At 48.8% G+C, this 23,546-nt stretch carries 26 protein-coding genes; 11 read left to right on the forward strand and 15 right to left on the reverse strand.

The window, feature by feature from the left end; genetic code table 11:
• Nucleotides 1-112: 112 nt before the first annotated feature.
• The 10 genes from DZK30_RS16165 to rplM all read right to left on the reverse strand — a co-directional run bounded on the left by DZK30_RS16165 (nucleotide 113) and on the right by rplM (nucleotide 7,589).
• A complete protein-coding gene (locus tag DZK30_RS16165; protein WP_118975168.1) occupies nucleotides 113-1,213 on the reverse strand; it encodes a toxic anion resistance protein in 1,101 nt (366 codons plus the stop codon).
• A gap of 180 nt (nucleotides 1,214-1,393) precedes the next feature.
• The gene (locus DZK30_RS16170) at nucleotides 1,394-2,002 is read right to left on the reverse strand and encodes a TerD family protein (RefSeq protein ID WP_118975169.1); all 609 of its coding nucleotides are present in this window, start codon (nucleotides 2,000-2,002) and stop codon (nucleotides 1,394-1,396) included.
• 5 nt (nucleotides 2,003-2,007) lie between these two features.
• Nucleotides 2,008-2,559, reverse strand: a complete 552-nt coding sequence (locus tag DZK30_RS16175; RefSeq protein WP_118975170.1) for a TerD family protein — start codon at nucleotides 2,557-2,559, stop codon at nucleotides 2,008-2,010.
• Nucleotides 2,549-3,370: a phosphoribosyltransferase family protein gene (locus DZK30_RS16180; RefSeq protein ID WP_118975171.1), complete on the reverse strand. Its 822-nt coding sequence runs from the start codon at nucleotides 3,368-3,370 to the stop codon at nucleotides 2,549-2,551. The genes DZK30_RS16175 and DZK30_RS16180 overlap by 11 nt, the downstream gene beginning before the upstream one ends.
• Nucleotides 3,370-4,062: an HAD family hydrolase gene (locus tag DZK30_RS16185; protein WP_118975172.1), complete on the reverse strand. Its 693-nt coding sequence runs from the start codon at nucleotides 4,060-4,062 to the stop codon at nucleotides 3,370-3,372. Before DZK30_RS16185 ends, DZK30_RS16180 begins: the two co-directional genes overlap by 1 nt.
• Before the next feature lie 4 nt (nucleotides 4,063-4,066).
• The gene (locus DZK30_RS16190; protein ID WP_118975173.1) at nucleotides 4,067-4,741 is read right to left on the reverse strand and encodes a TerD family protein; all 675 of its coding nucleotides are present in this window, start codon (nucleotides 4,739-4,741) and stop codon (nucleotides 4,067-4,069) included.
• 20 nt (nucleotides 4,742-4,761) lie between these two features.
• Nucleotides 4,762-5,337 (reverse strand): TerD family protein, encoded by a 576-nt coding sequence (locus tag DZK30_RS16195; RefSeq protein WP_118975270.1) that lies wholly within the window; start codon nucleotides 5,335-5,337, stop codon nucleotides 4,762-4,764.
• Between the two features lie 383 nt (nucleotides 5,338-5,720).
• Entirely contained in the window at nucleotides 5,721-6,626 is a 906-nt protein-coding gene (gene rpsB / locus DZK30_RS16200; protein WP_118975174.1) for a 30S ribosomal protein S2, read from the reverse strand.
• Between the two features lie 83 nt (nucleotides 6,627-6,709).
• The gene (gene rpsI, locus DZK30_RS16205; RefSeq protein WP_118975175.1) at nucleotides 6,710-7,099 is read right to left on the reverse strand and encodes a 30S ribosomal protein S9; all 390 of its coding nucleotides are present in this window, start codon (nucleotides 7,097-7,099) and stop codon (nucleotides 6,710-6,712) included.
• A 40-nt stretch (nucleotides 7,100-7,139) separates the two neighbouring features.
• The gene (rplM, locus tag DZK30_RS16210; protein ID WP_118975176.1) at nucleotides 7,140-7,589 is read right to left on the reverse strand and encodes a 50S ribosomal protein L13; all 450 of its coding nucleotides are present in this window, start codon (nucleotides 7,587-7,589) and stop codon (nucleotides 7,140-7,142) included.
• A gap of 497 nt (nucleotides 7,590-8,086) precedes the next feature.
• On the opposite strand from rplM, the gene DZK30_RS16215 reads away from it, so the two are divergent.
• From DZK30_RS16215 to DZK30_RS16250, 8 genes are all read left to right on the forward strand, one after another.
• Nucleotides 8,087-9,679 (forward strand): glycosyl hydrolase family 28-related protein, encoded by a 1,593-nt coding sequence (locus DZK30_RS16215; protein ID WP_162903148.1) that lies wholly within the window; start codon nucleotides 8,087-8,089, stop codon nucleotides 9,677-9,679.
• A 472-nt stretch (nucleotides 9,680-10,151) separates the two neighbouring features.
• Nucleotides 10,152-10,382 (forward strand): hypothetical protein, encoded by a 231-nt coding sequence (locus DZK30_RS16220; protein WP_118975178.1) that lies wholly within the window; start codon nucleotides 10,152-10,154, stop codon nucleotides 10,380-10,382.
• 205 nt (nucleotides 10,383-10,587) lie between these two features.
• Nucleotides 10,588-10,800, forward strand: a complete 213-nt coding sequence (locus DZK30_RS16225) for a hypothetical protein (RefSeq protein ID WP_118975179.1) — start codon at nucleotides 10,588-10,590, stop codon at nucleotides 10,798-10,800.
• 92 nt (nucleotides 10,801-10,892) lie between these two features.
• On the forward strand, nucleotides 10,893-12,104 hold the full coding sequence (locus DZK30_RS16230; RefSeq protein WP_118975180.1) for a lanthionine synthetase LanC family protein: 1,212 nt from the start codon (nucleotides 10,893-10,895) through the stop codon (nucleotides 12,102-12,104).
• Between the two features lie 517 nt (nucleotides 12,105-12,621).
• Nucleotides 12,622-13,335, forward strand: a complete 714-nt coding sequence (locus DZK30_RS16235) for a LytR/AlgR family response regulator transcription factor (RefSeq protein WP_118975181.1) — start codon at nucleotides 12,622-12,624, stop codon at nucleotides 13,333-13,335.
• 200 nt (nucleotides 13,336-13,535) lie between these two features.
• Nucleotides 13,536-14,939, forward strand: coding sequence for a T9SS type A sorting domain-containing protein (locus DZK30_RS16240; RefSeq protein ID WP_118975182.1), 1,404 nt, complete (start codon nucleotides 13,536-13,538; stop codon nucleotides 14,937-14,939).
• A gap of 88 nt (nucleotides 14,940-15,027) precedes the next feature.
• Nucleotides 15,028-15,375 (forward strand): YkvA family protein, encoded by a 348-nt coding sequence (locus DZK30_RS16245; protein WP_118975183.1) that lies wholly within the window; start codon nucleotides 15,028-15,030, stop codon nucleotides 15,373-15,375.
• A gap of 28 nt (nucleotides 15,376-15,403) precedes the next feature.
• Nucleotides 15,404-17,650 (forward strand): WG repeat-containing protein, encoded by a 2,247-nt coding sequence (locus DZK30_RS16250; RefSeq protein WP_118975184.1) that lies wholly within the window; start codon nucleotides 15,404-15,406, stop codon nucleotides 17,648-17,650.
• A gap of 20 nt (nucleotides 17,651-17,670) precedes the next feature.
• On the opposite strand, the gene DZK30_RS16255 is transcribed toward DZK30_RS16250, so the two are convergent.
• Complete coding sequence (locus tag DZK30_RS16255; protein ID WP_118975185.1) at nucleotides 17,671-18,789, reverse strand: fatty acid desaturase family protein; 1,119 nt, start codon at nucleotides 18,787-18,789, stop codon at nucleotides 17,671-17,673.
• Nucleotides 18,790-18,975: 186 nt separating this feature from the next.
• Between DZK30_RS16255 and DZK30_RS16260 the strand changes: the two genes are divergently transcribed.
• Together DZK30_RS16260 and DZK30_RS16265 are read left to right on the forward strand one after the other, a co-directional pair.
• The gene (locus DZK30_RS16260; RefSeq protein WP_162903151.1) at nucleotides 18,976-20,040 is read left to right on the forward strand and encodes a hypothetical protein; all 1,065 of its coding nucleotides are present in this window, start codon (nucleotides 18,976-18,978) and stop codon (nucleotides 20,038-20,040) included.
• Between the two features lie 228 nt (nucleotides 20,041-20,268).
• Nucleotides 20,269-20,754, forward strand: coding sequence for a hypothetical protein (locus DZK30_RS16265; RefSeq protein WP_118975187.1), 486 nt, complete (start codon nucleotides 20,269-20,271; stop codon nucleotides 20,752-20,754).
• 128 nt (nucleotides 20,755-20,882) lie between these two features.
• On the opposite strand, the gene rplL is transcribed toward DZK30_RS16265, so the two are convergent.
• From rplL to rplK, 4 genes are all read right to left on the reverse strand, one after another.
• A complete protein-coding gene (gene rplL / locus DZK30_RS16270; protein WP_118975188.1) occupies nucleotides 20,883-21,257 on the reverse strand; it encodes a 50S ribosomal protein L7/L12 in 375 nt (124 codons plus the stop codon).
• 95 nt (nucleotides 21,258-21,352) lie between these two features.
• Nucleotides 21,353-21,931, reverse strand: coding sequence for a 50S ribosomal protein L10 (rplJ, locus tag DZK30_RS16275; protein WP_118975189.1), 579 nt, complete (start codon nucleotides 21,929-21,931; stop codon nucleotides 21,353-21,355).
• A 90-nt stretch (nucleotides 21,932-22,021) separates the two neighbouring features.
• Nucleotides 22,022-22,717, reverse strand: a complete 696-nt coding sequence (gene rplA, locus DZK30_RS16280) for a 50S ribosomal protein L1 (RefSeq protein ID WP_118975190.1) — start codon at nucleotides 22,715-22,717, stop codon at nucleotides 22,022-22,024.
• A gap of 36 nt (nucleotides 22,718-22,753) precedes the next feature.
• The gene (rplK, locus tag DZK30_RS16285; RefSeq protein ID WP_118975191.1) at nucleotides 22,754-23,197 is read right to left on the reverse strand and encodes a 50S ribosomal protein L11; all 444 of its coding nucleotides are present in this window, start codon (nucleotides 23,195-23,197) and stop codon (nucleotides 22,754-22,756) included.
• Between the two features lie 54 nt (nucleotides 23,198-23,251).
• Here rplK and DZK30_RS25900 point away from each other — a divergent pair, with 54 nt between their 5' ends.
• Entirely contained in the window at nucleotides 23,252-23,479 is a 228-nt protein-coding gene (locus tag DZK30_RS25900) for a hypothetical protein (RefSeq protein ID WP_162903152.1), read from the forward strand.
• The last annotated feature ends 67 nt before the right edge of the window (nucleotides 23,480-23,546 follow it).

Raw genomic sequence — 23,546 nt, forward strand, 5'->3', positions numbered from 1 at the left:
TGTAGAGACGCATGCAATCATATTGTGAGACGCATACAATGCGTCTTTATATTATGAGACGCATGCCATGCGTCTCTACACGCGATATATACAATGCATCTCTACACGCGGGTTAATGGGTACGGGTCAGGTTCTTTTTCAACTCGGATTCCAGCGTTTGCAGCTCCGTATCCAGCTTGCGCCGGTTCTCTGCACCCTCTTCATGAATGCGTTTCACCTCGTTGAGGGTCTCGATTAACGATGCGGTGGTCTTCTTCAGCGTATCGATCGATACCACTGTCTTTTCATTCTCACGGGCCACATCGATACTGTTTTGCTTCAGCAGCTCCGCATTCTTCTCCAGTATGGTATTGGTGGTTTCCGATATCTTTTTCTGCATTTCCACGTTGGCCTTCTGGCGTTGCAGCGCTACGGCAATCGTAAGCTGGTTTTTCCATACCGGTATCGTGGTCGATACAATAGACTGGGCCTTTTCGGCGATCGAGGTATTGTTGTTCTGCACCACCCTGATCTGCGCCAGGGATTGCAGCATAATGAAGCGGACCACTTTCATATCGGCCAGGCGCTTATCGAGACGGTTTACAAAATCGCGCATGTCGGCAATCTCGTAGTCCTGGTAAGCAGCCGGATTGGCATCCATCTCAGCCAGCTTCTGCGACAGCTCCTGGTACCTGAGATGACCGGCGACGATCAACTCTTCCATTTGCGCGATATAGGTCCTGTTGCTATCAAACATGGTCTGCAGCGAGCTGTTGTCCTTGATCGAGTTTAACCGGCCTGCTTTAACCTTATTGGTGATTTTGTCAATATTGCCCACTACGGTATCGTACTTCTGGAACAGCTTCTTCACATCAAAAGTCAGCTTTTTCAACAAAGGGATACGGGACAGGAAACGCTGGAAACCGCTCTGGTTCAGCTCATCCACATCGATGTAATTCAGCTCTGTCAGCAGATCGTTGATCAGACCGCCTACCTCGCCGGAATTATAGGTCCGTACCGAGGTCAGGAACTCGTTACTGTATTTCTCCATCGAATTCTGCGCCTCGACACCATAGTTCAGGATTGAATTGGCATCGCCGGGCTTCAGGGCTTTGCTGATCTCGTCGAAACGTTGGGTCTCCGCAGGGGTAAGGCTATTGGTATCCACATTACCTTCCTTGTCGATGCGGGTGATCGCTGTGGAGGGGTTTGTGGCATTTGTGTTTGTTTCCATATCTGTCAATGATGAGGAATAAAGTTATCAATTATTGCTTAGCCAGAAAAATAGTGGCCTGTTTATTCGGTGAATGGGGCTAGACCATCGGTCTGCCCCATTAAAAGTCTGTTATATCATCTTATCACGTTTTCCTATAGAGACGTTGCATGCAACGTCTCTATAGGAAAACGCAGGAGTTTATATATAGCTGCCCTGGATGGTTTTTACGGTCTGCTCCACATCCCGGTCCTTGGTAGGCTCACCGATGGCGTTGAATTTCCATTCGCCATTGCGTTTATAGAAGGTGCCCATTACCATGGATACATGCCCTGCAAACTGGGTTTCGCCGGCAATATTATAGGTTGCAAATACCTCATTGACTTTGGAAGGCGAACCTTCGTAGATGCGGATGGAAGCAAAAGGAACGATCGCAAAATCATGTCCCTGGAAGCTGTTCAGAAAAAAGGCTACCGAGGTAACCGAAGGATCCAGGCGGGAGAGATCTACCGAGATCACCTCGTTGTCCAGGCCGTCATCGCCGTTCAGATCGCCGGTAAGATCATCGCCGCTATGCACTACTGCCCTGTCGCGCGAACGAAGGTTGCGAAAATATACTACATCTACCACTTGCTTGTTCTCGTTGAACAGGGCGCAACTGCCGTCGAGATCAACGGCTTCCTTCTTGGTACCAAACAATCCTTTTTTCTGGATCGCGCCCCAGTTAATACCGACACATACCTGCTGCAGCTTGCTGCCATTGGACTTTTCCAGGTTGATCTTTTGTCCTTTCTGAAGATTGATAACCATAGAGATTAGTTGTATTTATTAAGATAATCCTGCAGGCCACCTTTCATACCCATGCCTACAGCTTCAAATTTCCACTGGCCGCTGCGGTTGTAAATGCGGCCGAATTCTACTGCCGTCTCGATGGAGAAATCCTCGTCCAACTCATACTTCACCAGCTCATTGTTCTGCTCATCTACGATACGGATAAAGGAGTTGCGTACCTGGCCAAAATTCTGGCGGCGGGCTTCTGCGTCGTGGATCGTTACCACGATGCATATCTCTTTGGCCGCAGCATTGATCTTGGTGAGGTCGACCTTGATCTGCTCATCATCGCCGGCGCCTTCGCCGGTCAGGTTGTCGCCGGTATGCACTACCGCTTCATCCGGTGATTTCTTGTTGTTATAGAACACAAAGTAATCGTCGGCCACCAGCTTGCCATGCTCACCGAGAATAAAGATGGAGGCATCGAGGTCGAAACCTTCGCCGGTGGCGCTGCTATTGGTATCCCATCCCAGGCCTACCGTAAATTTGGGCGCATCGATATTTTCGCGCTGGCCCTTTTGAAGATTAATTGCCATAATTGATATGATTTGTGATTAGCATTAAATTGTGCTGATAGTCTTCCATTAGGTGGTAATTGTTACCGATGGCATAGTTGACCATTTCAGGCAGACGTTCTTCCCGCAGTGCATGGATGAACGCCATGAGGTCCACGGGATCCGATTTGAGAATATATTTGATGATACGGGTATTCATGATGAAATTATCCTCGTTAATGATCGTCACAAGGTCGCTGCGATCCTTCACGGCAAAGTAGTTGAGATAATTCTCAAAGTTAGGCGGTATCGCCTTATTCATCAGTTGTGCATAATAGACAAACACGAACCGGCCCTTGATCTCTTCCCGTTCCAGCTGCTGTCTGATGATCTGCTCATGGCTACCGGTGATCTTGATATCATCGATGAAAAGGACCATCCGGCCTTCCAGGAAATGCTTATCCAGGTGATAGGTATCGGAAGAAATGAGTCGCATCCTTTCTTCAAAATCGAGGTTACCATAATCGACTGTATAGGTCTTGTAGCGATGGATCTTGGATTGCAGCAACGATTTGCGCTGATGACGGAACAGGAACCGGTTCACTTCATCCCTGAAGAATAAGGACAGGGCATTGGACGCTGTAGGTATTGCATGATAAGGACTGGGAACAAAAACGATATTCTCTTCGGCCAGCAGGGCATCGCCGTGCAATTCTACAAAATGGCGCCCCAGCTCCTGCCCGAAAGCACGGGCGATATCCCCGTCGCCAAACTTGAATTTGCTGTAAGCGGCGGCGTCGAAGGGAATCTGTCCGGGATCGTCGATATGATGTCTTGAAAAGTCGGAATACATTAATTCAAAAATAAGTTACGCAAAGTGGCGTCCTGCTCCAGCAGCGCAGAGCGGAAACCGAAGCGCCGGGCGCCCTCAAGGTCGGCTATGGGGTTGTCGCCCACATGAAGAAGCTCTTCTTTTTCCAGCGGCCTCAGCCTTGCCGACGCTTCCATAAGCTGCCCGTAGGCCTTAAACGAAGGTTTGGAGCTGCCTATCTCATCGGAATATAGCTGAAAGTCGAAATACACCGCAATGCCCAACCGCTCCAGTACGGGCCTTAGGGTACGCCCCAGTATGAAGCCCGTATTGCTGAGGATGCTCAGGGTATGACCCTTTGCCCGCAACGCTTCCAGTATGCCGGCAGTACCTGTATCCAACAGACGGGGCATATGTTCAAAGAACAGGAGCTCCGCTTTTTGGTAGTATGCCGTCATGGCTTCTTCCTCGATGGCATCGGGCGGCACGCCCAGCCGGTCGAGGATCACATACAGCATTTCGCTGTACTGGACATTACCGCCCGCCCTTTCGTTGATCCGGTTGAACAGGCGATCGTGGTAAGTAAATACCTCCTGCACTTCGGCATCGCTCCGGCGTACCCCGAAATGCTGCGCCATCAGCACAGCACGACGGGATTTATATTCCGGATTGGAGCAGATGAGCGTGAGCCAGAGGTCAAAGGAAATATGCCTGATCCCCTCAAGTAGCGCCATGTGATTAACGGGTATATTGTCTCAGTATCTCTACGAAATTGTCGGAAGATTCGGGATTACCCAGTGCGCGGAATTTCCAGCCGCCATCTTTACGATAAACTTCTGCAAAGACCATGCCACACATATTGTTGAAGGTGGCATCGCCCGACATGCTGTATTTCGCGATCTCGCGGCCGCGGGCATCCACCGCGCGGATAAAGGCATTCTCGACCATACCGAAATGCTGCCCGTTCTGGCGACCCTGGTAAATGGTTACGAGAAAAACAATGCGATCGTATTTGGGATCGAGCGCATTGAGCCTGACGATGATCTGCTCATCGTCGCCCTCGCCGGCCCCGGTACGGTTGTCGCCCGTAAGCCATATATTGCCCGATGGATGTTTCTGGGAATTGAAGAAGATGATATCGCCCTGGTAAAGACCGATCTGGCGGCCATCGTTGGATTGCACTGTGCGACCGAGATCGGCCACCTTCCCCTGGGCATCGAGCAGGAAGGCAATGGCATCAAGGTCATAATCGGCCTCTTTATTACCACCCAGCAGCTTGCCCAGGAAGCCGCCGCTCTTTTGCTGGCGTACGTCCCAGCCCAGCCCGATAGTTACTTGTGAAAGGTCGAACTCTTCGCCTTTATCGTTTTTACGCAGGTCGATGGTCTGACCCTTTACCAGATTAATTGCCATAAATAATAGGGGTTTAAAGCTTATTTGATCACCTGGCCGGTGAAATATTTGGATACAAAAAAGGCAAGATCTTCCTTATAGCCGATGCCCGATGCTTCGAATTTCCACGTTCCATTACGTTTATACAGGCGGCCGAATTCTACGGCAGTTTCAATAGAGAAGTCTTCGCCCAGTTCATATTTAGCGACTTCACTACCGTTGGCATCGTCCACGATACGAATATAGGAATTGCGTACCTGGCCAAAGTTCTGATGACGCTGCGCGGCTTCATGTATCGTCACCACAAACAGGATCTCTTCGATAGCAGCATCGACTTTGATCAGGTCTACCTGGATGGTTTCATCGTCGCCGTCGGCGCTGTTGCCACCCGTAGGATCGTCGCCCGTATGGTGCAGGCCGCCATCGGGAGAGTCGGTATTGCCATAAAAAACAAAATATTCTTCAGCCGGGATCAGGCGGTTGTTGTTGATCATGAAAGCTGAAGCATCGAGGTCGAAAGCCGCGCCGGTACCCTCGTTGGGGTTCCAGCCCAGCCCTACACTCAGTTTGGAAAGGCCAATATCGATTTTCTGGCCCTTCTGGAGATTTATCGCCATAGTACAGGATTTAATCGCCGTAAAAATAGGGATAAATTTGAGAGAAAGGCCGAACTGGATTTGCGGAAATCTCCTATTGCGCTGTTTATTAAACAAATTATAACAGCTTAATGGTTTCCTTGCAGTGCAAATAGGGAGTTTTTCGCATCATGGTGCAGGGCTATGACGAAGGTAAATAAATGGCTGCTATGGTTAGGAATTGTACAGGCCTTAGCAGCACAGCGTCACCCGGCTACGTAGAGACGTTGCATGCCTATGTAGTAGTGCCGGCTGTGTAGAGACGTTGCATGCAACGTCTCTACACAGCCGGGGAAAAACAAAAAAACCGTTCCTCTTTCGGGGAAACGGTTTTTGATAACTTGAACAGTTGGCCGGATAATCGCTTATCGCTTGGCGCCTGCACCAGCTGCGGGCCTGCGGCCACCGGGACCGGAAGTACCGCCACCACCGGGGCCACGACGGCCACGGCCTGCGCCACCAGCAGCACCACCGGGCTTACCGCCGCTGCGCTTGGCTTCCTCGTCGTCCAGATCAAGACCACGGGTGCGCTCTGTAAATTCTTCTTCACCTTCTTCCTGCTCCTGCTCTTTATTCTGGGCGCGTTCTTCTACGCCTTCGATAATAGCCGCCACCAGGTAGTTGGTTACGATAGCGATCGATTTGGTCGCATCATCGTTGGAGGGTATGGAGAAGTCAACTTTTGTAGGATCGCTGTTGGTATCTACCATCGCAAAGGTAGTGATACCCAAGCGCTTGGCTTCTGCCAGGGCGATGTGCTCGTGGCTGATGTCCACGATGAACAGCGCTGCAGGCGTACGGCCCATCTGGGAGATACCACCCAGTACTTTTTCCATTTTCTGCTTGCTGCGGTCCAGGGTCAGGCGTTCCTTTTTGGTTACGCTATCCAGGGTACCGTCGTTCAGCATTTTTTCGATGCTCTGCATCTTCTTCACACTCTTACGAATGGTTTGGAAGTTGGTAAGCATACCACCCAGCCAGCGCTCGGTAACGAAAGGCATGTTGGCTTTTGCAGCAGCTTCGGCAACGATCTCTTTCGCTTGCTTTTTGGTCGCAACGAACATGATCTTCTTACCGCTTTTGGCGATAGACTTCAGGGCAGCAGCAGATTCCTGCAGGCCTTCGATAGTCTTGTTCAGATCGATGATGTGAATGCCGTTCTTTTCGGTAAAGATGAAAGGCAGCATTTTCGGATTCCATTTTTTCTTCTGGTGACCGAAGTGTACGCCCGCTTCCAGCAACTGCTGATGTAATGATTTATTTTCTTCCATTGTTGGAAAATTGAATGAGTTGATAATGATTTAAAAATAAGCTTATCCTCATTACCGCCCTTTGCAGGACAATAATAACCGGATTAACGTTTAGAGAACTGGAAGCTACGACGTGCTTTAGCTTTACCGAATTTCTTACGTTCAACCACACGGGGATCGCGACGCAATAAGCCTTGTTTTTTCAACGCAGGACGAAAATCTCCGTTCACTTCGCAGAGCGCGCGGGCAATTCCTAATTTAATGGCTTCGGCCTGGCCTTTAGGACCACCGCCTTGTACATTTACCGTAATATCGTACTGATCCACGGCTTCTATCGTTTTCAGCGGAAGCTCTACCTGGTTCTGCAGGTAGATCAGTGTGAAGTAGGATTTATATTCTTTGTCGTTTACCTTGATCTCGCCGGTACCCTTGCTCAGGTATACGCGGGCTACCGCTTCTTTACGACGACCTACTGCATTTTTTTGTTTTTCCATTATCGTTAGAAAGTTAATATGCCCCTAAAGGGCCTAGGGGTTAATATTTGAATTCTTTGGGTTGTTGCGCCTGATGTCCATGTTCTGCGCCTTCGTAAACAAACAGCTTTTTGTACATTGCACGACCCAGACGATTCTTGGGCAGCATGCCTTTTACAGCGCGCTCGATCACAGCGTTGGGACGACGGTTGATCAGGTTTTTGGCAGATTCATGTTTCTGGCCGCCAGGATAACCGGTTACGTGCTGGTAATCTTTATCTTCCAGCTTATTGCCGGTCAGTACGATCTTTCCGGAATTGATCACGATCACATAATCTCCGCAATCGAAGTGAGGCGTATAGTAAGCCTTGTTTTTGCCACGCAGTACGGCAGCAATTTTAGAACTGAAGCGACCTAAAGTCTGGTTGGTAGCGTCGGCAACCCACCATTCACGCTTCACGATGTTTTCGTTAGCAGACTGGGTCCTGTAGCTCAATTGTTTAAGAGACATTGTAAATTTGCTTTTTGCTTGAACGATAATTCTTTTTCGCCGTTGCCTTATGTTTTACAACATAAAAATACTTGCAATCGGAGCGCAAAGGTAAAACCAGTGTGGAAAACTACCAAAATTTTCATTACTTTTTTTTCACACGCCTTTGCAAGATATTGATTTTCAATAAATATTTTGGATTTATTTTTGAATACCATACCCAAAACCCCTATTTTCCAGGCTTTTTAACCGTAACACTACGACCATAGGCAGTACAGCACTCCATCCTGGCGCCTGACCCTGATCTGCACAGGCATCAATCATAAATTTCTTGTTTGTCCCGGATGATCTACCCGGCAAGGGGACAGCCACGCCCATAAAAGCTATTGACAGCAACGCCCCCGATTGGCGTAGCCCCAAGGTAATTTAGCGCTATCATTCATCCGGTTTACCAGATACCGGGATTTTTATCTTTTAAACACAATTTTATGCCTACACCTTCAAATCACAGTTTTTCTGTGGACACTTTAACTGATCCTTCAAACGGCCTGATCACGCTTGACGGCGCCTTCGACGGGCAAACCGTAAATGTATCGGGTTATTACACAACCAACGATGGCGGCGGCGGCACCTTTTACTGGGATGCCGGCAACCTGGACAGCGCCAACGACGGCACCATCTTTACCGGCGCGACACCGGCCGCCGGTCGCTGGAAGCGCATTTTCAGCAATACCGTAGACGTTAAATGGTTTGGCGCCAAAGGCGACAATGTCACCGATGATACCGTTGCGCTTCAGAAAGCGCTGGATTTCGTAGCCATACATGCCTACGATCTGCACCTTTCTATGGGAACATACCGGGTCACGACTCCGGCCAGCGGTACACACGTATTGCTGCTGGATCTGTACCAACGCAATACCCTCAATATCTTCGGCGATGGTACAGCACAGTCGGTCATACATTACGATGCCGATCTCTCCAATCCCAATGCCAATTGCGATGTGTTCAAAATACTGGGCACTATCGGCAATACTTTCGAGATCAGCAATTTTTCTGTTTTGGGCAACAACAACGCCAATGTTCGTGGCCGGGGCTTGTCACTGGAATACATGACCACCGTCACTGCCAGGAACTTGAAACTGCAGCTACTGGATACCGGCATTTATCTGAAAGATGTGCTCAGCAGCAATTTTCTGAATGTGAGCTGCAACTATTGTCGCGTAGGTGTGGAGGGAAAAGGAGAAGGAGGCCGGCCTGGTCCGAATGACTTCGGTGTGCTGCCGCCCAACCTGATCAATTTTACCTCCGGTTATCTCAGCAGCAATTTCAGCTATGGCGCCATTCTTTCCCGCTTGCATAGCGTTACCTTCCTGGCCAGCTCGTTTGAAGGCAATGGTGCACAGGGCGACTCTGGCACAGGCGGCCTGTACTGCTATTTTGATGCCGCCAACGGCGCCAACGGGATCAACATCAATAACTGCTACTTTGAAGGGAATGCAGGAGGCGCCGATATTACGGTAGATAATGCCGGTAGCGGAACACATACCTTCTCAGGCAATACTTTTAACCGGCTGAATGCCACGGCATATACCATCAACAACATTCTCATCAACGGCAACGGCTCCAACCCGGCGACCTTTGGTCTTAGCAGAACCAAGCTCGTCTTCCTGGGCAACGGCTTCCTGGTAGCCAATAGCTATGTAGCCGATGCCGGCCGTAAAACCATTCAATTGCAGGATGGCGGCAGCTACGGTCAGTTTGATGTAGTGGAAGAAAGCAATGTGTACACGGGGATCGTCGATGCTCCTGCCTTCAGCAGCAAGACCCCTCAACTTTCGGAAACCACCAGGGTAAAAGCCTTTGGCCGCTTTAACAGCGATGGTAGCCCGCTTTCATCTTATAATGTTGCTTCCTGTCAGCAGGTGGCAACGGGTGTGTACAATGTCTACTATGCCAATCCTATGTCCCTCACAGTGGCGGGCACCCCTGCCCTCGTGGGCAGCGTCGGACATATTTATATCAGCTACGAAGATCCCACTTATATTCAGGTGGCGATAACAGATACGAGCGCGGCGCCAATGGACAGCCGGTTTACGCTGGCTGTATATTAAGATACATGACTATCCCGGTATGGAAAACAAAACACCCGAATTCTTTGAGCATATCCTTCAGACGGCGATAGAATGGCGTTTCTGCGGGCACAACAAGTGTGGTCGGGCTGCTTAAGCTAAAGTTTCTTGTATCGGGATAGTCAATTCATGTATCTATCAGCAACCTGCAGAGCTATCCGCGGTTGGGAAGCCTTCATTCGAAGGCTTCCTTTTTATCCGGTCATGTCCTGTTCAGCCTATCCAGTTTGCTCACCATAAATGGTGTCTTCATCCTTTGCATCCCCTTTTTGATACCGGTCAAAAGCGCTTTGGTGTATTAATTCTCTAACGGTCTGTTCCGCTACCCTATTTTAGTTCTGTAGATAAGTGATCCGAAGGCTGGCCTTTTATCACCTATCTGTCCTGGCCAGGAAAGGGACATCCGAAAACCTTTAAAAGAGTAGGAATTACCATTCATTTAAAATCAAAATCTATGAAACGCACAAAGCAAAACGGCAAATTGAAACTCGGAAAAGACGTAGTGAGCAGCCTGACAAAGGCCGAACAGAACAACCTCCTGGGTGGCGAACCGCAATGGACGACTTCCTTTGGAAATTGCAGCGGCTTTTTGTGCTGCAACCCAACAGGGTTAACCAAAACCTATTCACAAGTATTCAAATGCCTGCCCCAGGAACCGCAAGAGCCCCAAGGTGGTCTTGACTAAATTGACAGGCGTTAAGAACCCTTAAAGAAAAATCAAGCGTTATTTTTTCAGACTATCCGGGTATAGGAAACGAAGCCGGTCCTTGCGCTGGTTGAAAGGACAAAGATGATGCTTCGAACAAGCGCAGCAACCATTAATTGGAAGCAAATTGTATCCTATTTCTTATATCCGGATAGTTACTTATTTTTTTGTAAAATCAAGATTCATGAAACGCGCAAAGCAAAACAATAAGCTGAAGCTGGGGAAAGACGTAGTCGGCAGCCTGACCAGGAACGAACAAAATATTCTTTTGGCCGGCAAGGCCGCACTGTTAACTACGTCCTTTATGCAGTGCAGCGGTTTGACCTGTTGCCAGCCAACAAGGTATTGCTCCATAGGGGGCAGATGCCTTGAAGAAGGCGTTGAAAACCCGGAATAAGCTTACCTATCTAAAGATCCCGGCGATCTCCGGTTGCCGGGACTCTTCTACAAGCCGGGATAGCTTCATCTATTGCGACATCCCCGGAACGAATGTACCTGCATACCGCCACTGTAAAACAGGATAAAATGATCGATACTCTTAACAACACGAAACTAGCGCGTATCAACGAAGTGCTGGCTGCGACACAACCCCTGCATCATGGTTTTCTCGGAGGCACCCTGGGACTATTGTATTACTACTATTATGCTGCAGAAGCGTTGCAGGACGAATCGCTTTATGATAAAGCCGATGTGCTGATCGAACAGGTATTTGAAAACCTGAACAACGACAGTAGCCTGCTGTCGGGCTATGCCTTTAGCGACGGCGCCGCAGGCCTGGGTTATGTGCTCAACAACCTGCAGCAGAACGGCCTGCTGGAGTTTGATGTTGAGACCGAGCTGGCCGGTATTGACCGGTATATCTTTGATTCGGCGTTGGATCATATCGCCCAAACAGAGGTGGATTACCTGCACGGCGCTATGGGCGCGCTCCACTATTTTTCTTCCAGGCTGCAAACACCGGTGATCAACCAATATGTCAATGATCTCACAGCAGCATTCTGTGCTGCTGCCATCTCTCATGGCGATGGCATTTACTTTTTGAATTTCAGCCTGGAACGCCTTAACGACAAAAAGATCGACCTGGGCCTGGCGCATGGTCTTCCCGGCCTTTTGCTGCTGCTGATTAATGCCTGGCCGCATCTAAAGGATAAAGAACAGGTAGCAACGATCATAAAACGGGGCATTTCCTTTATCCTGGAGCAGGAGCAACCCGCTTCCTTATCGACAGAGGAATATTCTGCCTTTCCCTGTTACCTGGAGCTGGATCCATACCAATCCGTCCGCATAGACCGGCTGGCTTGGTGTTATGGCGATCTCAATACGGTACTACTTTTATACCGTGCCGGCAAGCTGCTGGGAACAGATGCCTATACCAATATTGCCGACCAGATAGGATTGGCATCAGCCAACCGGAAAAGTGAAGAAGCCACCTTAAGTAAGGATACTCATTTTTGTCATGGCAGCGCCGGGCTGGCACAGTTTTACAAATGTTTATACCAGGAAAGCGGCAACCCGGCCTATCTTGATGCTTACCATTTTTGGATTGGTGTTACTATGGATCTTATTGATCAGGAAATAGAAAAGAAGCAATATGCGACTAATCCCGTAAGCATACTGGAAGGTTGGCCGGGAGTAGCGCTTGTGCTTACGGAGTATATTACCGACCGGCCTATGAATTGGCCCAAAGCCTTTCTCTTATAGTCAACAATACACCCCATAACCGCCAGCTTACAGGATCATGAGGGAACATGAGTATTCCTTCACTCCATCTTTTTTCCCGTCGCACGGCACAACATTGTGTGTAACCTTATGATCCGGAATTTTCCCCCAGCCCCGCCTGCATAGGCCGGGGCATTTGCATTAAGCTACTCCCTGAAAAGAAAAACAAAGTGTTTTTATATTATTGACCGTCCGCTTGTAGGAAACCAATTAATTCCGGTCCTTGAGCCAGTCGAAAGGGCAACGATGCAATGGTGCTTCGACAGGCTCAGCAACCGTTACCAAGACGAATTTGACTCATGTTTCCCTATCGGGATAGTTAGTTTTACATTTAACAACAAGCACCAGACAGGGGCGGTTCTCCGGAAACGGTATCGTCGATATAAATGGGAATGGCACGGGCTATATCCCGATAAGCTTTTATCTTCACGTGGCAAACGGCAGGCAGTCGTTTCAAAGGAAATACCCTTCCCTATCTCGTTCATTAACCCTATAAGGTATGATCCATTGCCTGATAATAGATGATGAGCCGGCGGCAATCGATGTGATCGCCGCGTATATAAACGAAGTCCCTTACTTTGACCTGGCGGGCGCAACCCGGAATCCCCTGGAAGGGTTGCAGCTCATCCACGAGCGGCAGGTAGATCTGCTGTTTCTCGATATCGAGATGTCGGAGCTGACAGGATTGGAACTGATGCAAGCCATAAACGGCAAATGCAAAGTGATCTTCACCACGGCACATGATCGCTATGCCCTGGATGGCTTTGAGCTCGATGCGATCGACTATCTCCTGAAGCCCGTACACTTTCCCAGGTTCCTGAAAGCAGCGCAAAAGGCCAGGGATATCCTGGATCCTTTAAAAAAAGAGCAAGCCGAGCCGGACTTTATCATCGTCCAGGGCGATAGCAAGGGAAAGTTGATCAAGATCGACATGGCAGACATCGATTATATCGAAGGTATGCGCAACTATGTCGCTATTGTTTGCGGGGCTACCAAGGTCCTATCGCTGATGAACATGAAGGACCTGGAAGAGAAGCTCTTTAAAAAGAATTTCATCAGGGTACATAAATCCTATATTGTACCTGTTGCCAATATTGCCTCGGTGGAAATGAATATTATCCGTTTGAAACGGAACAGCAAGATAGAAATTGTAGTCGGCAATGCTTATAAAGCGGGATTTCTCGAAATGATGCGGGCAAATATGATCTCTTAGCGCCTATAGCCATCAGGCATTTTATAAATTGATTTTCATTCTTTTAAAATAAGAAACAACCAGTCATGTATCTGAATATATTCCTTATTAGTTACCAGTTAGTCTATACCCTGAAACCGGTATTTCCATAAATTTCAGAAATATCACCTGGTACAATTGCCAAATCCCGCCGTCTGTCAATCTAGAACAATTCATAAAACATGAAAACAACTATTTTACTGACGGCTCTATTGGCCGTCGGTTTTGGACAGGCAACCGCGCAGCACAGCACAGAAATTGAAAAACGGATCGGGAAGCATCAGGCTTTTATTGATCGTCTGCTACAGGCACAAAGTAACAATGCCTCCTCACAAAAACCGACCGGCATCGCGCATCGTGTGGTTGCAACAACGACATACACCGAAGCCGGACTTTTTGACGATTCAACAGCATACCGCTATTCCGGGTCGCGGGGATCGAAGTTTAACTATAATGACGCTTACGGATACCGGCGCTCCTTCCAGGACGACCAGGGACCGACTTTGTCTGCACCGGCGGCACCGACAAGCCTGCCCGACAGTATTAAGTACATTTCAGAAGGCTTTACGCGATTTGAAGTGGCCAGCTATCGCCCGGATAACAAAATGAGCCAAACCACCTCACATGCCGATATTCAGGCCTCCCGCCAGGTCAATGCCTATAATGCCCAGGGATACCGGGTACTGTCGTATTCCCTTGAAAGCAACGATAACGGCAGCCACTACGATACGTTGCAGAAAAGAACATTTACCTATAACAACACTTTTACCCGGGTGATGACCGACAGCATGTTTAACAAAATGGGTAGCACTTACAGGCTATATGGCACTTACAGGTATTACTACAACAGTGGCGATAAACTGGACTCCATGGTCTCCTATGGAAACCCGCTCAGCCCTGCGCTAAAGGTCGGGAAGATGACGTTCTATTACTACCCTGGCGGGGAGCTGATGAAGACGACCATGGAAGACTTTTCTCTTCCCGATGTAAGGATTATTTCCGTAGATTCCATGGGCTACACTACTGGCATTCCTTATACCACTTTCCACTCAGGCCTGATCAAGCTGATGCAGACCGGAATGCCGGATGACATATTCGGTTCTACCTGGATCAATTACCCCGGAACAAACGGTTTACCAGATTCTGCTCAATTGTACGACTACAATCCAACGACAAGCAGCATGCAGCTCAAAGATGTGGGTGTATATCGGTATACAAGCTTCGGCGAACCGGATAGCCTGCTGGTTTATGGAGCCGGTGAACATGCACCCAGACGCAGCATCAAATACTATTACGAATCCTACGAAACTACCGTCTCGATAAAACCCATTGCCGCCAGCAAGGATTTCAGCCTCTATCCCAATCCCTTTGACAAAAGCATTACTATCGACTGGAAAGGGAAACAGGGAGAGCAAGTTGCGATATCCCTTACCGATATGATTGGACGGGAGGTGTTGCGCACAGGCCTGAAATTGAACACAGGGCCTAACGGCCTTAACCTGCCCCACTTAAATCCGGGCGCTTACATCCTGCTAATCAGGGATGCCGCGGGCAAAACATGGAGCAGTAAAGTGATCAGGCAATAGACCCGCACTATCTTTTGCAACGCGCGACCCTAGCCGGTCGCGCGTTGCTTTTTTACTGAGCATTAAATTGTTATTTTTTGACTAAAACATGCAACAAGGTTCACAAAACAGCTTAACTTCAAGCATGGTCCGGCAATGGAACAAATACAGACGGCATGCCGGTAATGCTTACCAGGTTTACCGCAGCAGGAAATTGCTGCTACCCATGCTGCGCGATGTATTTAAAGGACGATACCGCCTTTCCTTTCTGACGATGCTGGCGGCACTGCTGTGTATCGCCTATATCTTTTCTCCCTTCGACCTGCTGCCGGATTTCATACCCTTTATCGGATGGATCGACGATGGCGCCTGCTTTTGGTTATTGCTACAACAATTAAAAAAGGAAACGGCGCGTTATTATCTTTACAGGGAAGCCTCGGCGACAGTACAGCAATAGTAGCCGTGACCTCTGCAATCCGATAACCATGATCCTCTGTTTGCGTGCGCTCATCATTTTCGTATGCTGTTTCTTTGCCCCGGCCTTGTCCTATAGCAAGGCCTTACCCCGGCTGATCCCTTACCGCGAAGGCGACAGATGGGGCTATGCCGATACTACAGGCTTTATTCGAATCCGGCCGCAATGGCACAGCGCCGGGCTCTTCCACAACAATCGCGCTATTGTAACGGTACCAGGCAAGGAAAGAAATATCACCTTTTGCCTGATCGATACCAACGGGAATTACCTAATTCCGCCGGTCCGGCACTGGAACGGCACTTATGACGCGCTCAACAGCTACGATGCTAGGAAACATTGGGGTATGATCGACAGCACAGGTGTGCTGTTATTACCCTATGAATACGATGCGCCGCCAGCACCTATACGGCTTTATGGAGATGGCCAATCGCTGATCACGCTATCCCGGAAAGGAGTCCTGGGTATCGCCAGCCCACATGGAACGGTATTGCTGCCGCCTCTTTACCAGACCATCCTACCCGTTTATAACACCTCACAGCACCTCGCGATGTTGCTGGCGCAAAAAGGCAAGCAATGGTTGCTGATCAACGACAGTTTTGGGGAGGTGGCCGCACAGGTGTGCGACAGTATGTGGGTTATTGATGGTGCCAATGGCTGGATGGGCTTTGCACAAAATGACCGCAGAGGTATTATCAGCAGGGATGGCCGCATCGTGGTGCCTGCAGCATATGAAGAAGCTGCGCCTATGAATAACAGCGCGGGCGGCGCTTATTTTCTGGTCAGAACCGCCGATGGGTATGGCGTGGTCGACGACAAAGGAAAGCGCATCATCGATACCCGCTACAAAGAGCGGCCTTCCCGGTATACCGACGGCAATTTCCGTGTGGTGGAACCTGTAGGAAAAGACTACCGGGTATCCGTAGTCAGCCCCCAGGGCAAGGTATTGTTGCCGCCGGTACAAGGCGAAGTGCTCGTGTATCCCGATTCCGTTGTATTGGTTCGCTCGCTGGGCCTCGTCGATTCCGGCAGGCGCCATTACCTGCGTCAATCCATACAGCAACTGGATCCACTCACCTATAAGCCCAGGGGACAAGCGCATTTCACTACAAAAAAAACGGACTGGGAATTCCCTTTTCTCCAGCCCCAGATGTGTGGTACGGGTGCTTATGAGAGCCGCGTACTGGAGCAATTGCGCCCCAAGTATTTTAAAAAAAACCAGTTTGCCGAATTTAAAGGATTTGATCACGGCGGCAGGTATTGGGCGGCTACCGGCTATGTATTGCTCAACGATTCTCTTCGCTGCTATGCCGTGACCAGCAACAATGACGGCCGACCTTATACCGCAGTGGTCGACGAGAACAACCGTTTTGTCTTAGGCCCTTTCGAAGGAGGAAGCATCTATAGCGGCAACATCGCGCAAAACGAGCTGCTGGTACGCTATTCGGCTAATAATTCCTACATGTTGACCGACACGGGGTTCAGGCCGCTATCACCAAAGATACCGTATAAGATCAAGGTCGCGCTGCGCCGGATTGGTTCGCTACGTTACCTGGCCGAAGTACCGGAGCATGCTTACCGGCCCGCGCCGGAAGTCCGGACAGCATTGCAGAAAGCACAGCGAAGGCAGGATAAGTCTCTGGCGATGGCCTATACCTCATACGTTATCGAGCGCATCATCGACGATACAGGCGCCTGTGTACGGGCGCTGGAACCTTATTGGATACAAGGTGTTTGCGATAGTGCCGGAGCCTGGAAGCAAATGGGCGGGAACGATCGCCTGCTGCTGGTTACCGATAGCAATCTTACGCAGGGTATTCTGGACCCGGATGGTGCCATCATGTATCCTCAGTTGAGCTTTCATTATGCAAGCTTAGCTACAGGAAGCCACTTGAACATAACCGCAGGTAATCAGACGCCACTATTCCTGGCCACTGATAGCGCAGGCTATTGCGGCCTGGTCAATACAAAGAATCAGATCGTCTATCCACAAGTCAGCTTTCATCACCGCAAAAAGGTAAAGCTATGGGACTGGAACCTCGTGTTTTTTCCGGATGAGCAGGCACTGGTTGATAGCCTTAACCAGGCCCTGATACCCGGTGCATCGGAGCTTCGCATTGCCAATGCAACATCGGACAAGATACTTGTGCAAAGTACCCAAAACATTGCCGGGCTCTATACCTGTTCTTACAAAGATTCGTCCGGACAATACTTCCAGGTCTATATTGATCGTAACGGGCGTGTCTACGGAAAAGACTAAGGGGAAAGTACAGAATAGGATCAGGCCATTTCGACCAACGGCCGCTTCTGTATTGCCACCGGGTTTTCGGGACGCTTACCTAGCTCCCTGAGGAAACGGAAGTGAGAATTGATAGCGCTCATCATGTTGGGCATACTATGGTATGCAATATCAAACTCCCTGCACTTCGCTTCTACGATCTTGCTCAGCGCGGGATAATGCACATGGCTGATCTTGGGAAACAGGTGATGCTCGATCTGGAAGTTGAGTCCGCCAACAAACCAGGAAATGATTTTGCTTTTGCGGGAGAAGTTGGCCGTAGTCTTGATCTGGTGGATCGCCCATTCGTTTTCGATATGCTTGAAATCGGAAGCATCTACAAATTCAAATTCGGTTTCTTCCACCACATGCGCCAACTGGAACACGATCGTGAGGGTAAAGCCCATGGCTGCATGCATACACAGGAACCCTACAAGCCAGGGCAACCAGCCTACCAGTACGATAGGTATGGCCATATAGAATACGACATACAGTAGCTTACTTACCCAGAAGATGATATGCTCTTTGCGATCCATCTTGGGCATGGGTGTGGTGTATACCTTTTGCGTGGCATATTTTACCGGATCGGAAACAAATACCCAAAAAATGGAGGCCAGCATATAAAGAAAAGGCAGGTAAATGTGCTGGAAACGATGCGCAGGCACCCAGCGTTGCGTGTTGCACATGCGGATGAAAGGACTGCGTGCAATATCATCGTCCACACCATCCACATTGGTATAAGTATGGTGAATAATATTGTGCTTCTGCTTCCAGAAGAAGGCATTGCCCCCGAGCGCGTTGAGCGTAAGCCCCATTAGCTCATTTACCCATTTTTTGCTGGAATAGCTGCCATGGCAGCCGTCATGCATTACGTCGAAGCCGATTCCTGCAATCACCAGGCCCAAGGCCAGGCAGCACAGGATACTTACCAGCGCAGGTAGTGTGGCCAGCAGCAAGGTAAGATACAGGGATATGGCCGAACCGATAAGCACAAGCGTCTTCAGATGTAATTTCCAGTTACCGGTCTTCTTCAATTGCTGAGTGACGAAATAGTCCTCAACAGCCTTCTTTAACGACGGAAAGAACACTGCGTTCTTGTTGTTATAAGTTACTTTCGGCATTGACTTGAGATTAAAAAAAATATTAAAAATATACAGCTACGCCTGCCGGCGCATGTCTCCAAATGAAACGGCCAAAGTTACGAAAAAAAGGGGAAACAGGAACAGGGAAAGCAACCCATACATTTGTTTAAAATTGAATAAAATAAATCACCAGGATTAACGTTAATTTGCAAAAACCACCGAATTTTGCTCCGTCTTCTTACCCTTTTGCTGCTCTGCAGCCTCCTTACCTTGAGCGCTTTATCGGCCAGCGCCAAAAAACAAATTTTCTGGACCATAACCCCTACCGACACGCTTAGTGGCAACATAAGCTTCGGCTCGGTGCGGGTAATTGATCAGCGGGAAGACAAAAGCAATCTCGGCACTGTGCTGGGTTGGGGCAAAAAAGGTGTCCTCACTGCGGATAGTCTCCCGGTTGCTTTGAAGCACATGATCACAACCATGTTACGAACGGCGCAGCCCAAAGCGGAGCAGGAGCTGCTCGTTGTGGTTAAAGCGATAACATTGACCGACTTTATCAAGACAGTCCGTACCGTGGGCTCTGTCTACCTGAGAATCGATTGGTACCTGGGACAACAGGACCGCTATGCGCTGGCCCTGCAGACGGATTCGCTGTACGAATTCCCGGCGCCGTCTCCTATAGATCTGCTGGCCGATTTTTTCTTAACCGAATCGGTGAAGGAAGCCGCAGCGCTGGCGCCGCCGGCGGCTTACACCCTTAGGCTGCCGGAGCTGCTGGCAACCGAAGAGCAGGTAAGGGCGCAGCAACCCATATACAAAGCTGCACCGGGTAAAGGCATTTATTATACACAGGAGCAATTCCGGAGCAACAGCCCGCAATCGGCCGATTTCATATACAAGCATTATACCGGGAGTCTTTATCTGGATGAATTTTACCTGAAGAACGAAAAAGGTAAACGGGGCCGCAACCTGGCCGATACAGCTTATGCCATATACAATGGTGAAAAGTGGTTCCGCCCTTATACCGAAACGGACTTCAAAGAGATGAAGCGTGCTGGGAACGATTTCTATTACTACGCCATTCAGAAAGGTATCCACATAGAAGACTACAGCGCTGTAGCCGGTGCTGGCGCTTCCGGCGGTATATTGGGTACATTGATCAGTACAGCAGCGGCAAAGGCAATGCAAGACCGGCAATACCGCAAGCCTATCCCTATGGCAGATGCCTTGTACCGCATGCGTATCGATCCCGTAACCGGCAAGGGAAAAAGAGTAGAGCGCCTGCAATAGGATCAATACCTTTACCCGCACGTATCGCGGCGGATCAGTATAAATTCGTTTGCAAGGGATACGAACAGAAATCCTTCCATAAAGTATTTCGCCTCCGGATAAAAGAAACGTATAAATACTACCTGTAGAAATCGGGTAGTTTTACGCGTGTATGATCTGTACAATCGTTCTAATTTTGAAATGAGGGTAAACGAATAATCAATTTTACCATCACTAAAAAACCAAACGATGACAAACTACATCTACGATGGATCTCTTGCGGAAAACATATCCTTCAGCACTATGATCTCAGCGGCACAATCGAAGCATGGCGGACCGCAGCCAATTTGCAAGCAGAAAATCACAAAGATGATCCCACAGGAAGAGGGTATCGCGATCAAGCTGGATGGCAGCGATACCAGGTATGTTGCCGTGCCGCTCATATCCTGTGCGGCAGTTATATTTGCAAGCGCCCAATCGGACACGGCTTACCTGTATCATGCATTGAGCGGGACTGTGCCTCAGCAAATATTCAATACAGCTATGGCAGCACTGGGAAAGGTCGCGTTGCAAAGTGTTTTTGTTATCTATACATTTACCAACCCTTCGGATAAAAATTATATAGCAGATGCAGGCGCGCTAGCGCTATACGGTATCCCCGACAAAAACATCATTTTCGCACCCAGCCTTTTAGGTTCGACCTTTGGCATTAACGCGCAAACGATAGTTGGCTGACCGGTACATTGACAACATCAGATGAGGCCGCAGTTCAGCCTGAGTTTACGTGAAAACGATTTGATTCCCCCAAAAGAAAGAGCTGCCCATAAGGACAGCTCTTTGCTATAAGGTTCTCGCTAAGAAAATTAGGCAACTTCAACTTCAGCGCCAGCTTCTTTAAGCTTACCGGCGATATCGTCGGCTTCAGCTTTAGAGATTTTTTCTTTAACTGCTTTGGGAGCACCATCAACCAGTTCTTTAGCCTCTTTCAGACCCAGACCGGTCAGGTCTTTCACGATTTTCACTACGTTCAGCTTAGAAGCGCCGGGGCTCTTCAGGATAACGTCGAATTCAGTTTTTTCAGCTGCAGCTGCTGCGCCACCACCGTCGCCGGCAGCTACTACTACTGCTGCTGCAGCGGGTTCAATACCGTAATCGGCTTTCAGCACGTCAGCCAGTTCCTGAACTTCTTTAACGGTTAAGTTTACTAATGATTCGGCTAATGCTTTTACGTCTGCCATTTTTATAAATTTTTTGAATGTTTTGAAATATTGTTACTGTAACTATATGTGGACTTGGAAGCCGTTATTAAGGGCAGCTTAAAGCTGCCGGGTACTTACTCTGCAGCAGGCGCCTCGGGAGCTGAAGCTTCCGGTGCATCTGTTGCAGGAGCATCGGGAGCAGCTTCAGGCGCAGCGCCACCTTCTTGTTCCGCTTTGTTCTGCAGGGCAGAGATAACGCGGCTGATGGGCGATTGCAGCAAGCCGATAACTTCGCCGATAAGCTCGTTCTTGGTCTTGATGTTTTTCAGGTTAGTCAGCTGGTTGTCGCCGATGAACAGGTCTTCGCCGATGAAGGCTGCCTTCAGGGCGGGTTTTTCACCTTTGGCCTCGTTGCGGAAAGCGCTGATGATAACAGCCGGCTCCTTGGGAGAATCGGAGAACATCAGGGCGGTTACGCCATGCAGGGCATCATAGATACCAGCATACTTTTCGCTGTTCAGGCTTTCGAGGGCTTTGCGGATCAGTGTGTTCTTAGCCACTTTCATCTCCACATTCTTCTCAAAGCAAGTCCTGCGCAGCTTGTTGATCTGGGCTACAGTCAACGACTCCGTATTGGTAACATAAAAGTTACTGTATTGTGAGAATTTATCTTTTAAAAGCTCAATCGCTTCTGATTTTTGAGCAGTGTTCATTTTTTAAATGATTTTGACCCTGTCGGGACGGTTATACAATTTCGATTCTGCTGCCACGTTCAACCCTGTAACGGGGGTCTAAAGGGGCCTTTAGTTCGCTACAGATTTAGTGTCGATTGCTAAACCAGGGCTCATAGAAGAAGCCATGCTCACACCTTTTACATAAATACCCTTAGCTGTGCTGGGTTTCATACGGATAAGCGTGTTGATCAGCTCCTGAGCATTCTCAGCGATTTTATTCGGTTCGAAAGAGACGCGGCCGATGGAAGCGTGAATAATACCGGCTTTATCTACTTTGAACGCAATTTTACCACCTTTTACGTCGTTTACGGCAGCAGCTACATCGTTGGTAACCGTACCGGTCTTGGGGTTCGGCATCAGGTTACGGGGACCCAGCACTTTACCCAGCTTACCGATCTTAGGCATTACGGAAGGTGTAGCCACGATCACGTCTACATCGGTCCAGCCGCCTTCGATCTTCTGGATAAATTCGTCCAGGCCTACGAAGTCTGCACCGGCAGCTTTAGCTTCAGCCTCTTTATCGGGAGGGCAAAGTACCAGCACCGATTTGGTTTTACCGGTTCCGTGAGGGAGGGTTACTGTACCGCGCAGCGCCTGGTCGGCTTTCTTGGGATCGATGCCCAAGCGGATGTGTACGTCCACAGAGCTATCAAACTTGGTACAGTTAATTTCTTTTACCATCTGGGCCGCTTCGGCCAGAGTATACACTTTATTTTTATCAAGCTTAGCTTCTACAGCTTTTCTTTTTTTATTTAAAGATGCCATTGCAACAAATGTTTAAATAAGGTGAACCAATAGGGATTAATTCTGCCAGGGTGCAGTACCTTCAACTGTGAGTCCCATGCTGCGGGCAGTACCAGCTACCATTTTCATGGCGCTTTCCACGGTGAAGCAGTTCAGATCGGCCATTTTATCTTTGGCGATCTCTTCCACCTGTGCCCAGGTCACTTTACCTACTTTGTTACGGTTAGGCTCTTTGGATCCGCTCTTGATCTTGGCCTGCTCCATCAGCTGAATCGCTGCGGGAGGAGTTTTGATCACGAATTCAAAAGACTTATCGCTGAAAACAGTAATGAGTACGGGTAATATTTTACCTTGTTTGTCCTGTGTACGTGCGTTGAATTGTTTGCAGAATTCCATGATGTTCACACCTTTGGAACCCAACGCTGGACCGATTGGCGGAGCCGGGTTGGCCTGGCCGCCTTTACATTGGAGCTTTACGTAGCCCGAAATTTCTTTAGCCATTGCTTAATTTTTTGGTATTAACGAGTTAAATTAAACCTCTCCCAAATCCGTAAAATGATAAGAGCAGTATTCAATCAAGGGCGCAAAGGTAAGCACTTTTTAAATACAAAAAATATTTTTTTGTGCCCCGGACAAATTTCCTTGAAAGCAGGCAAAAGTAAGCCTTTTGAAGTACGCTCCCGTCAAATAGGTACCGGATCCTTTTATCGCCGGGAACGCAACGCTAAAACAGGTGCAGAACACAACCGGGGTCATGAATTAAAAACCTACCTTTATAGGTAATTTATTGCTTTCCAATTATTAGTATCTACGATCAACTACTTTCCGCTTGTGTTGTTGCTTTATAAAA

This window comes from Taibaiella koreensis (genome assembly GCF_003545715.1).
Classification (GTDB): Bacteria; Bacteroidota; Bacteroidia; order Chitinophagales; family Chitinophagaceae; genus Taibaiella; species Taibaiella koreensis.

What these genes read in the sequence shown, in the direction of transcription:
- DZK30_RS16165 (WP_118975168.1), bottom strand. Translation starts at nt 1,213, where the DNA reads ATGGAAACAAACACAAATGCCACAAACCCCTCCACAGCGATCACCCGC.
- DZK30_RS16170 (WP_118975169.1), bottom strand. Translation starts at nt 2,002, where the DNA reads ATGGTTATCAATCTTCAGAAAGGACAAAAGATCAACCTGGAAAAGTCC.
- DZK30_RS16175 (WP_118975170.1), bottom strand. Translation starts at nt 2,559, where the DNA reads ATGGCAATTAATCTTCAAAAGGGCCAGCGCGAAAATATCGATGCGCCC.
- DZK30_RS16180 (WP_118975171.1), bottom strand. Translation starts at nt 3,370, where the DNA reads ATGTATTCCGACTTTTCAAGACATCATATCGACGATCCCGGACAGATT.
- DZK30_RS16185 (WP_118975172.1), bottom strand. Translation starts at nt 4,062, where the DNA reads ATGGCGCTACTTGAGGGGATCAGGCATATTTCCTTTGACCTCTGGCTC.
- DZK30_RS16190 (WP_118975173.1), bottom strand. Translation starts at nt 4,741, where the DNA reads ATGGCAATTAATCTGGTAAAGGGTCAGACCATCGACCTGCGTAAAAAC.
- DZK30_RS16195 (WP_118975270.1), bottom strand. Translation starts at nt 5,337, where the DNA reads ATGGCGATAAATCTCCAGAAGGGCCAGAAAATCGATATTGGCCTTTCC.
- rpsB (WP_118975174.1), bottom strand. Translation starts at nt 6,626, where the DNA reads ATGGAAGAAAATAAATCATTACATCAGCAGTTGCTGGAAGCGGGCGTA.
- rpsI (WP_118975175.1), bottom strand. Translation starts at nt 7,099, where the DNA reads ATGGAAAAACAAAAAAATGCAGTAGGTCGTCGTAAAGAAGCGGTAGCC.
- rplM (WP_118975176.1), bottom strand. Translation starts at nt 7,589, where the DNA reads ATGTCTCTTAAACAATTGAGCTACAGGACCCAGTCTGCTAACGAAAAC.
- DZK30_RS16220 (WP_118975178.1), top strand. Translation starts at nt 10,152, where the DNA reads ATGAAACGCACAAAGCAAAACGGCAAATTGAAACTCGGAAAAGACGTA.
- DZK30_RS16225 (WP_118975179.1), top strand. Translation starts at nt 10,588, where the DNA reads ATGAAACGCGCAAAGCAAAACAATAAGCTGAAGCTGGGGAAAGACGTA.
- DZK30_RS16230 (WP_118975180.1), top strand. Translation starts at nt 10,893, where the DNA reads ATGTACCTGCATACCGCCACTGTAAAACAGGATAAAATGATCGATACT.
- DZK30_RS16235 (WP_118975181.1), top strand. Translation starts at nt 12,622, where the DNA reads ATGATCCATTGCCTGATAATAGATGATGAGCCGGCGGCAATCGATGTG.
- DZK30_RS16240 (WP_118975182.1), top strand. Translation starts at nt 13,536, where the DNA reads ATGAAAACAACTATTTTACTGACGGCTCTATTGGCCGTCGGTTTTGGA.
- DZK30_RS16245 (WP_118975183.1), top strand. Translation starts at nt 15,028, where the DNA reads ATGCAACAAGGTTCACAAAACAGCTTAACTTCAAGCATGGTCCGGCAA.
- DZK30_RS16250 (WP_118975184.1), top strand. Translation starts at nt 15,404, where the DNA reads ATGATCCTCTGTTTGCGTGCGCTCATCATTTTCGTATGCTGTTTCTTT.
- DZK30_RS16255 (WP_118975185.1), bottom strand. Translation starts at nt 18,789, where the DNA reads ATGCCGAAAGTAACTTATAACAACAAGAACGCAGTGTTCTTTCCGTCG.
- DZK30_RS16265 (WP_118975187.1), top strand. Translation starts at nt 20,269, where the DNA reads ATGACAAACTACATCTACGATGGATCTCTTGCGGAAAACATATCCTTC.
- rplL (WP_118975188.1), bottom strand. Translation starts at nt 21,257, where the DNA reads ATGGCAGACGTAAAAGCATTAGCCGAATCATTAGTAAACTTAACCGTT.
- rplJ (WP_118975189.1), bottom strand. Translation starts at nt 21,931, where the DNA reads ATGAACACTGCTCAAAAATCAGAAGCGATTGAGCTTTTAAAAGATAAA.
- rplA (WP_118975190.1), bottom strand. Translation starts at nt 22,717, where the DNA reads ATGGCATCTTTAAATAAAAAAAGAAAAGCTGTAGAAGCTAAGCTTGAT.
- rplK (WP_118975191.1), bottom strand. Translation starts at nt 23,197, where the DNA reads ATGGCTAAAGAAATTTCGGGCTACGTAAAGCTCCAATGTAAAGGCGGC.
- DZK30_RS25900 (WP_162903152.1), top strand. Translation starts at nt 23,252, where the DNA reads ATGATAAGAGCAGTATTCAATCAAGGGCGCAAAGGTAAGCACTTTTTA.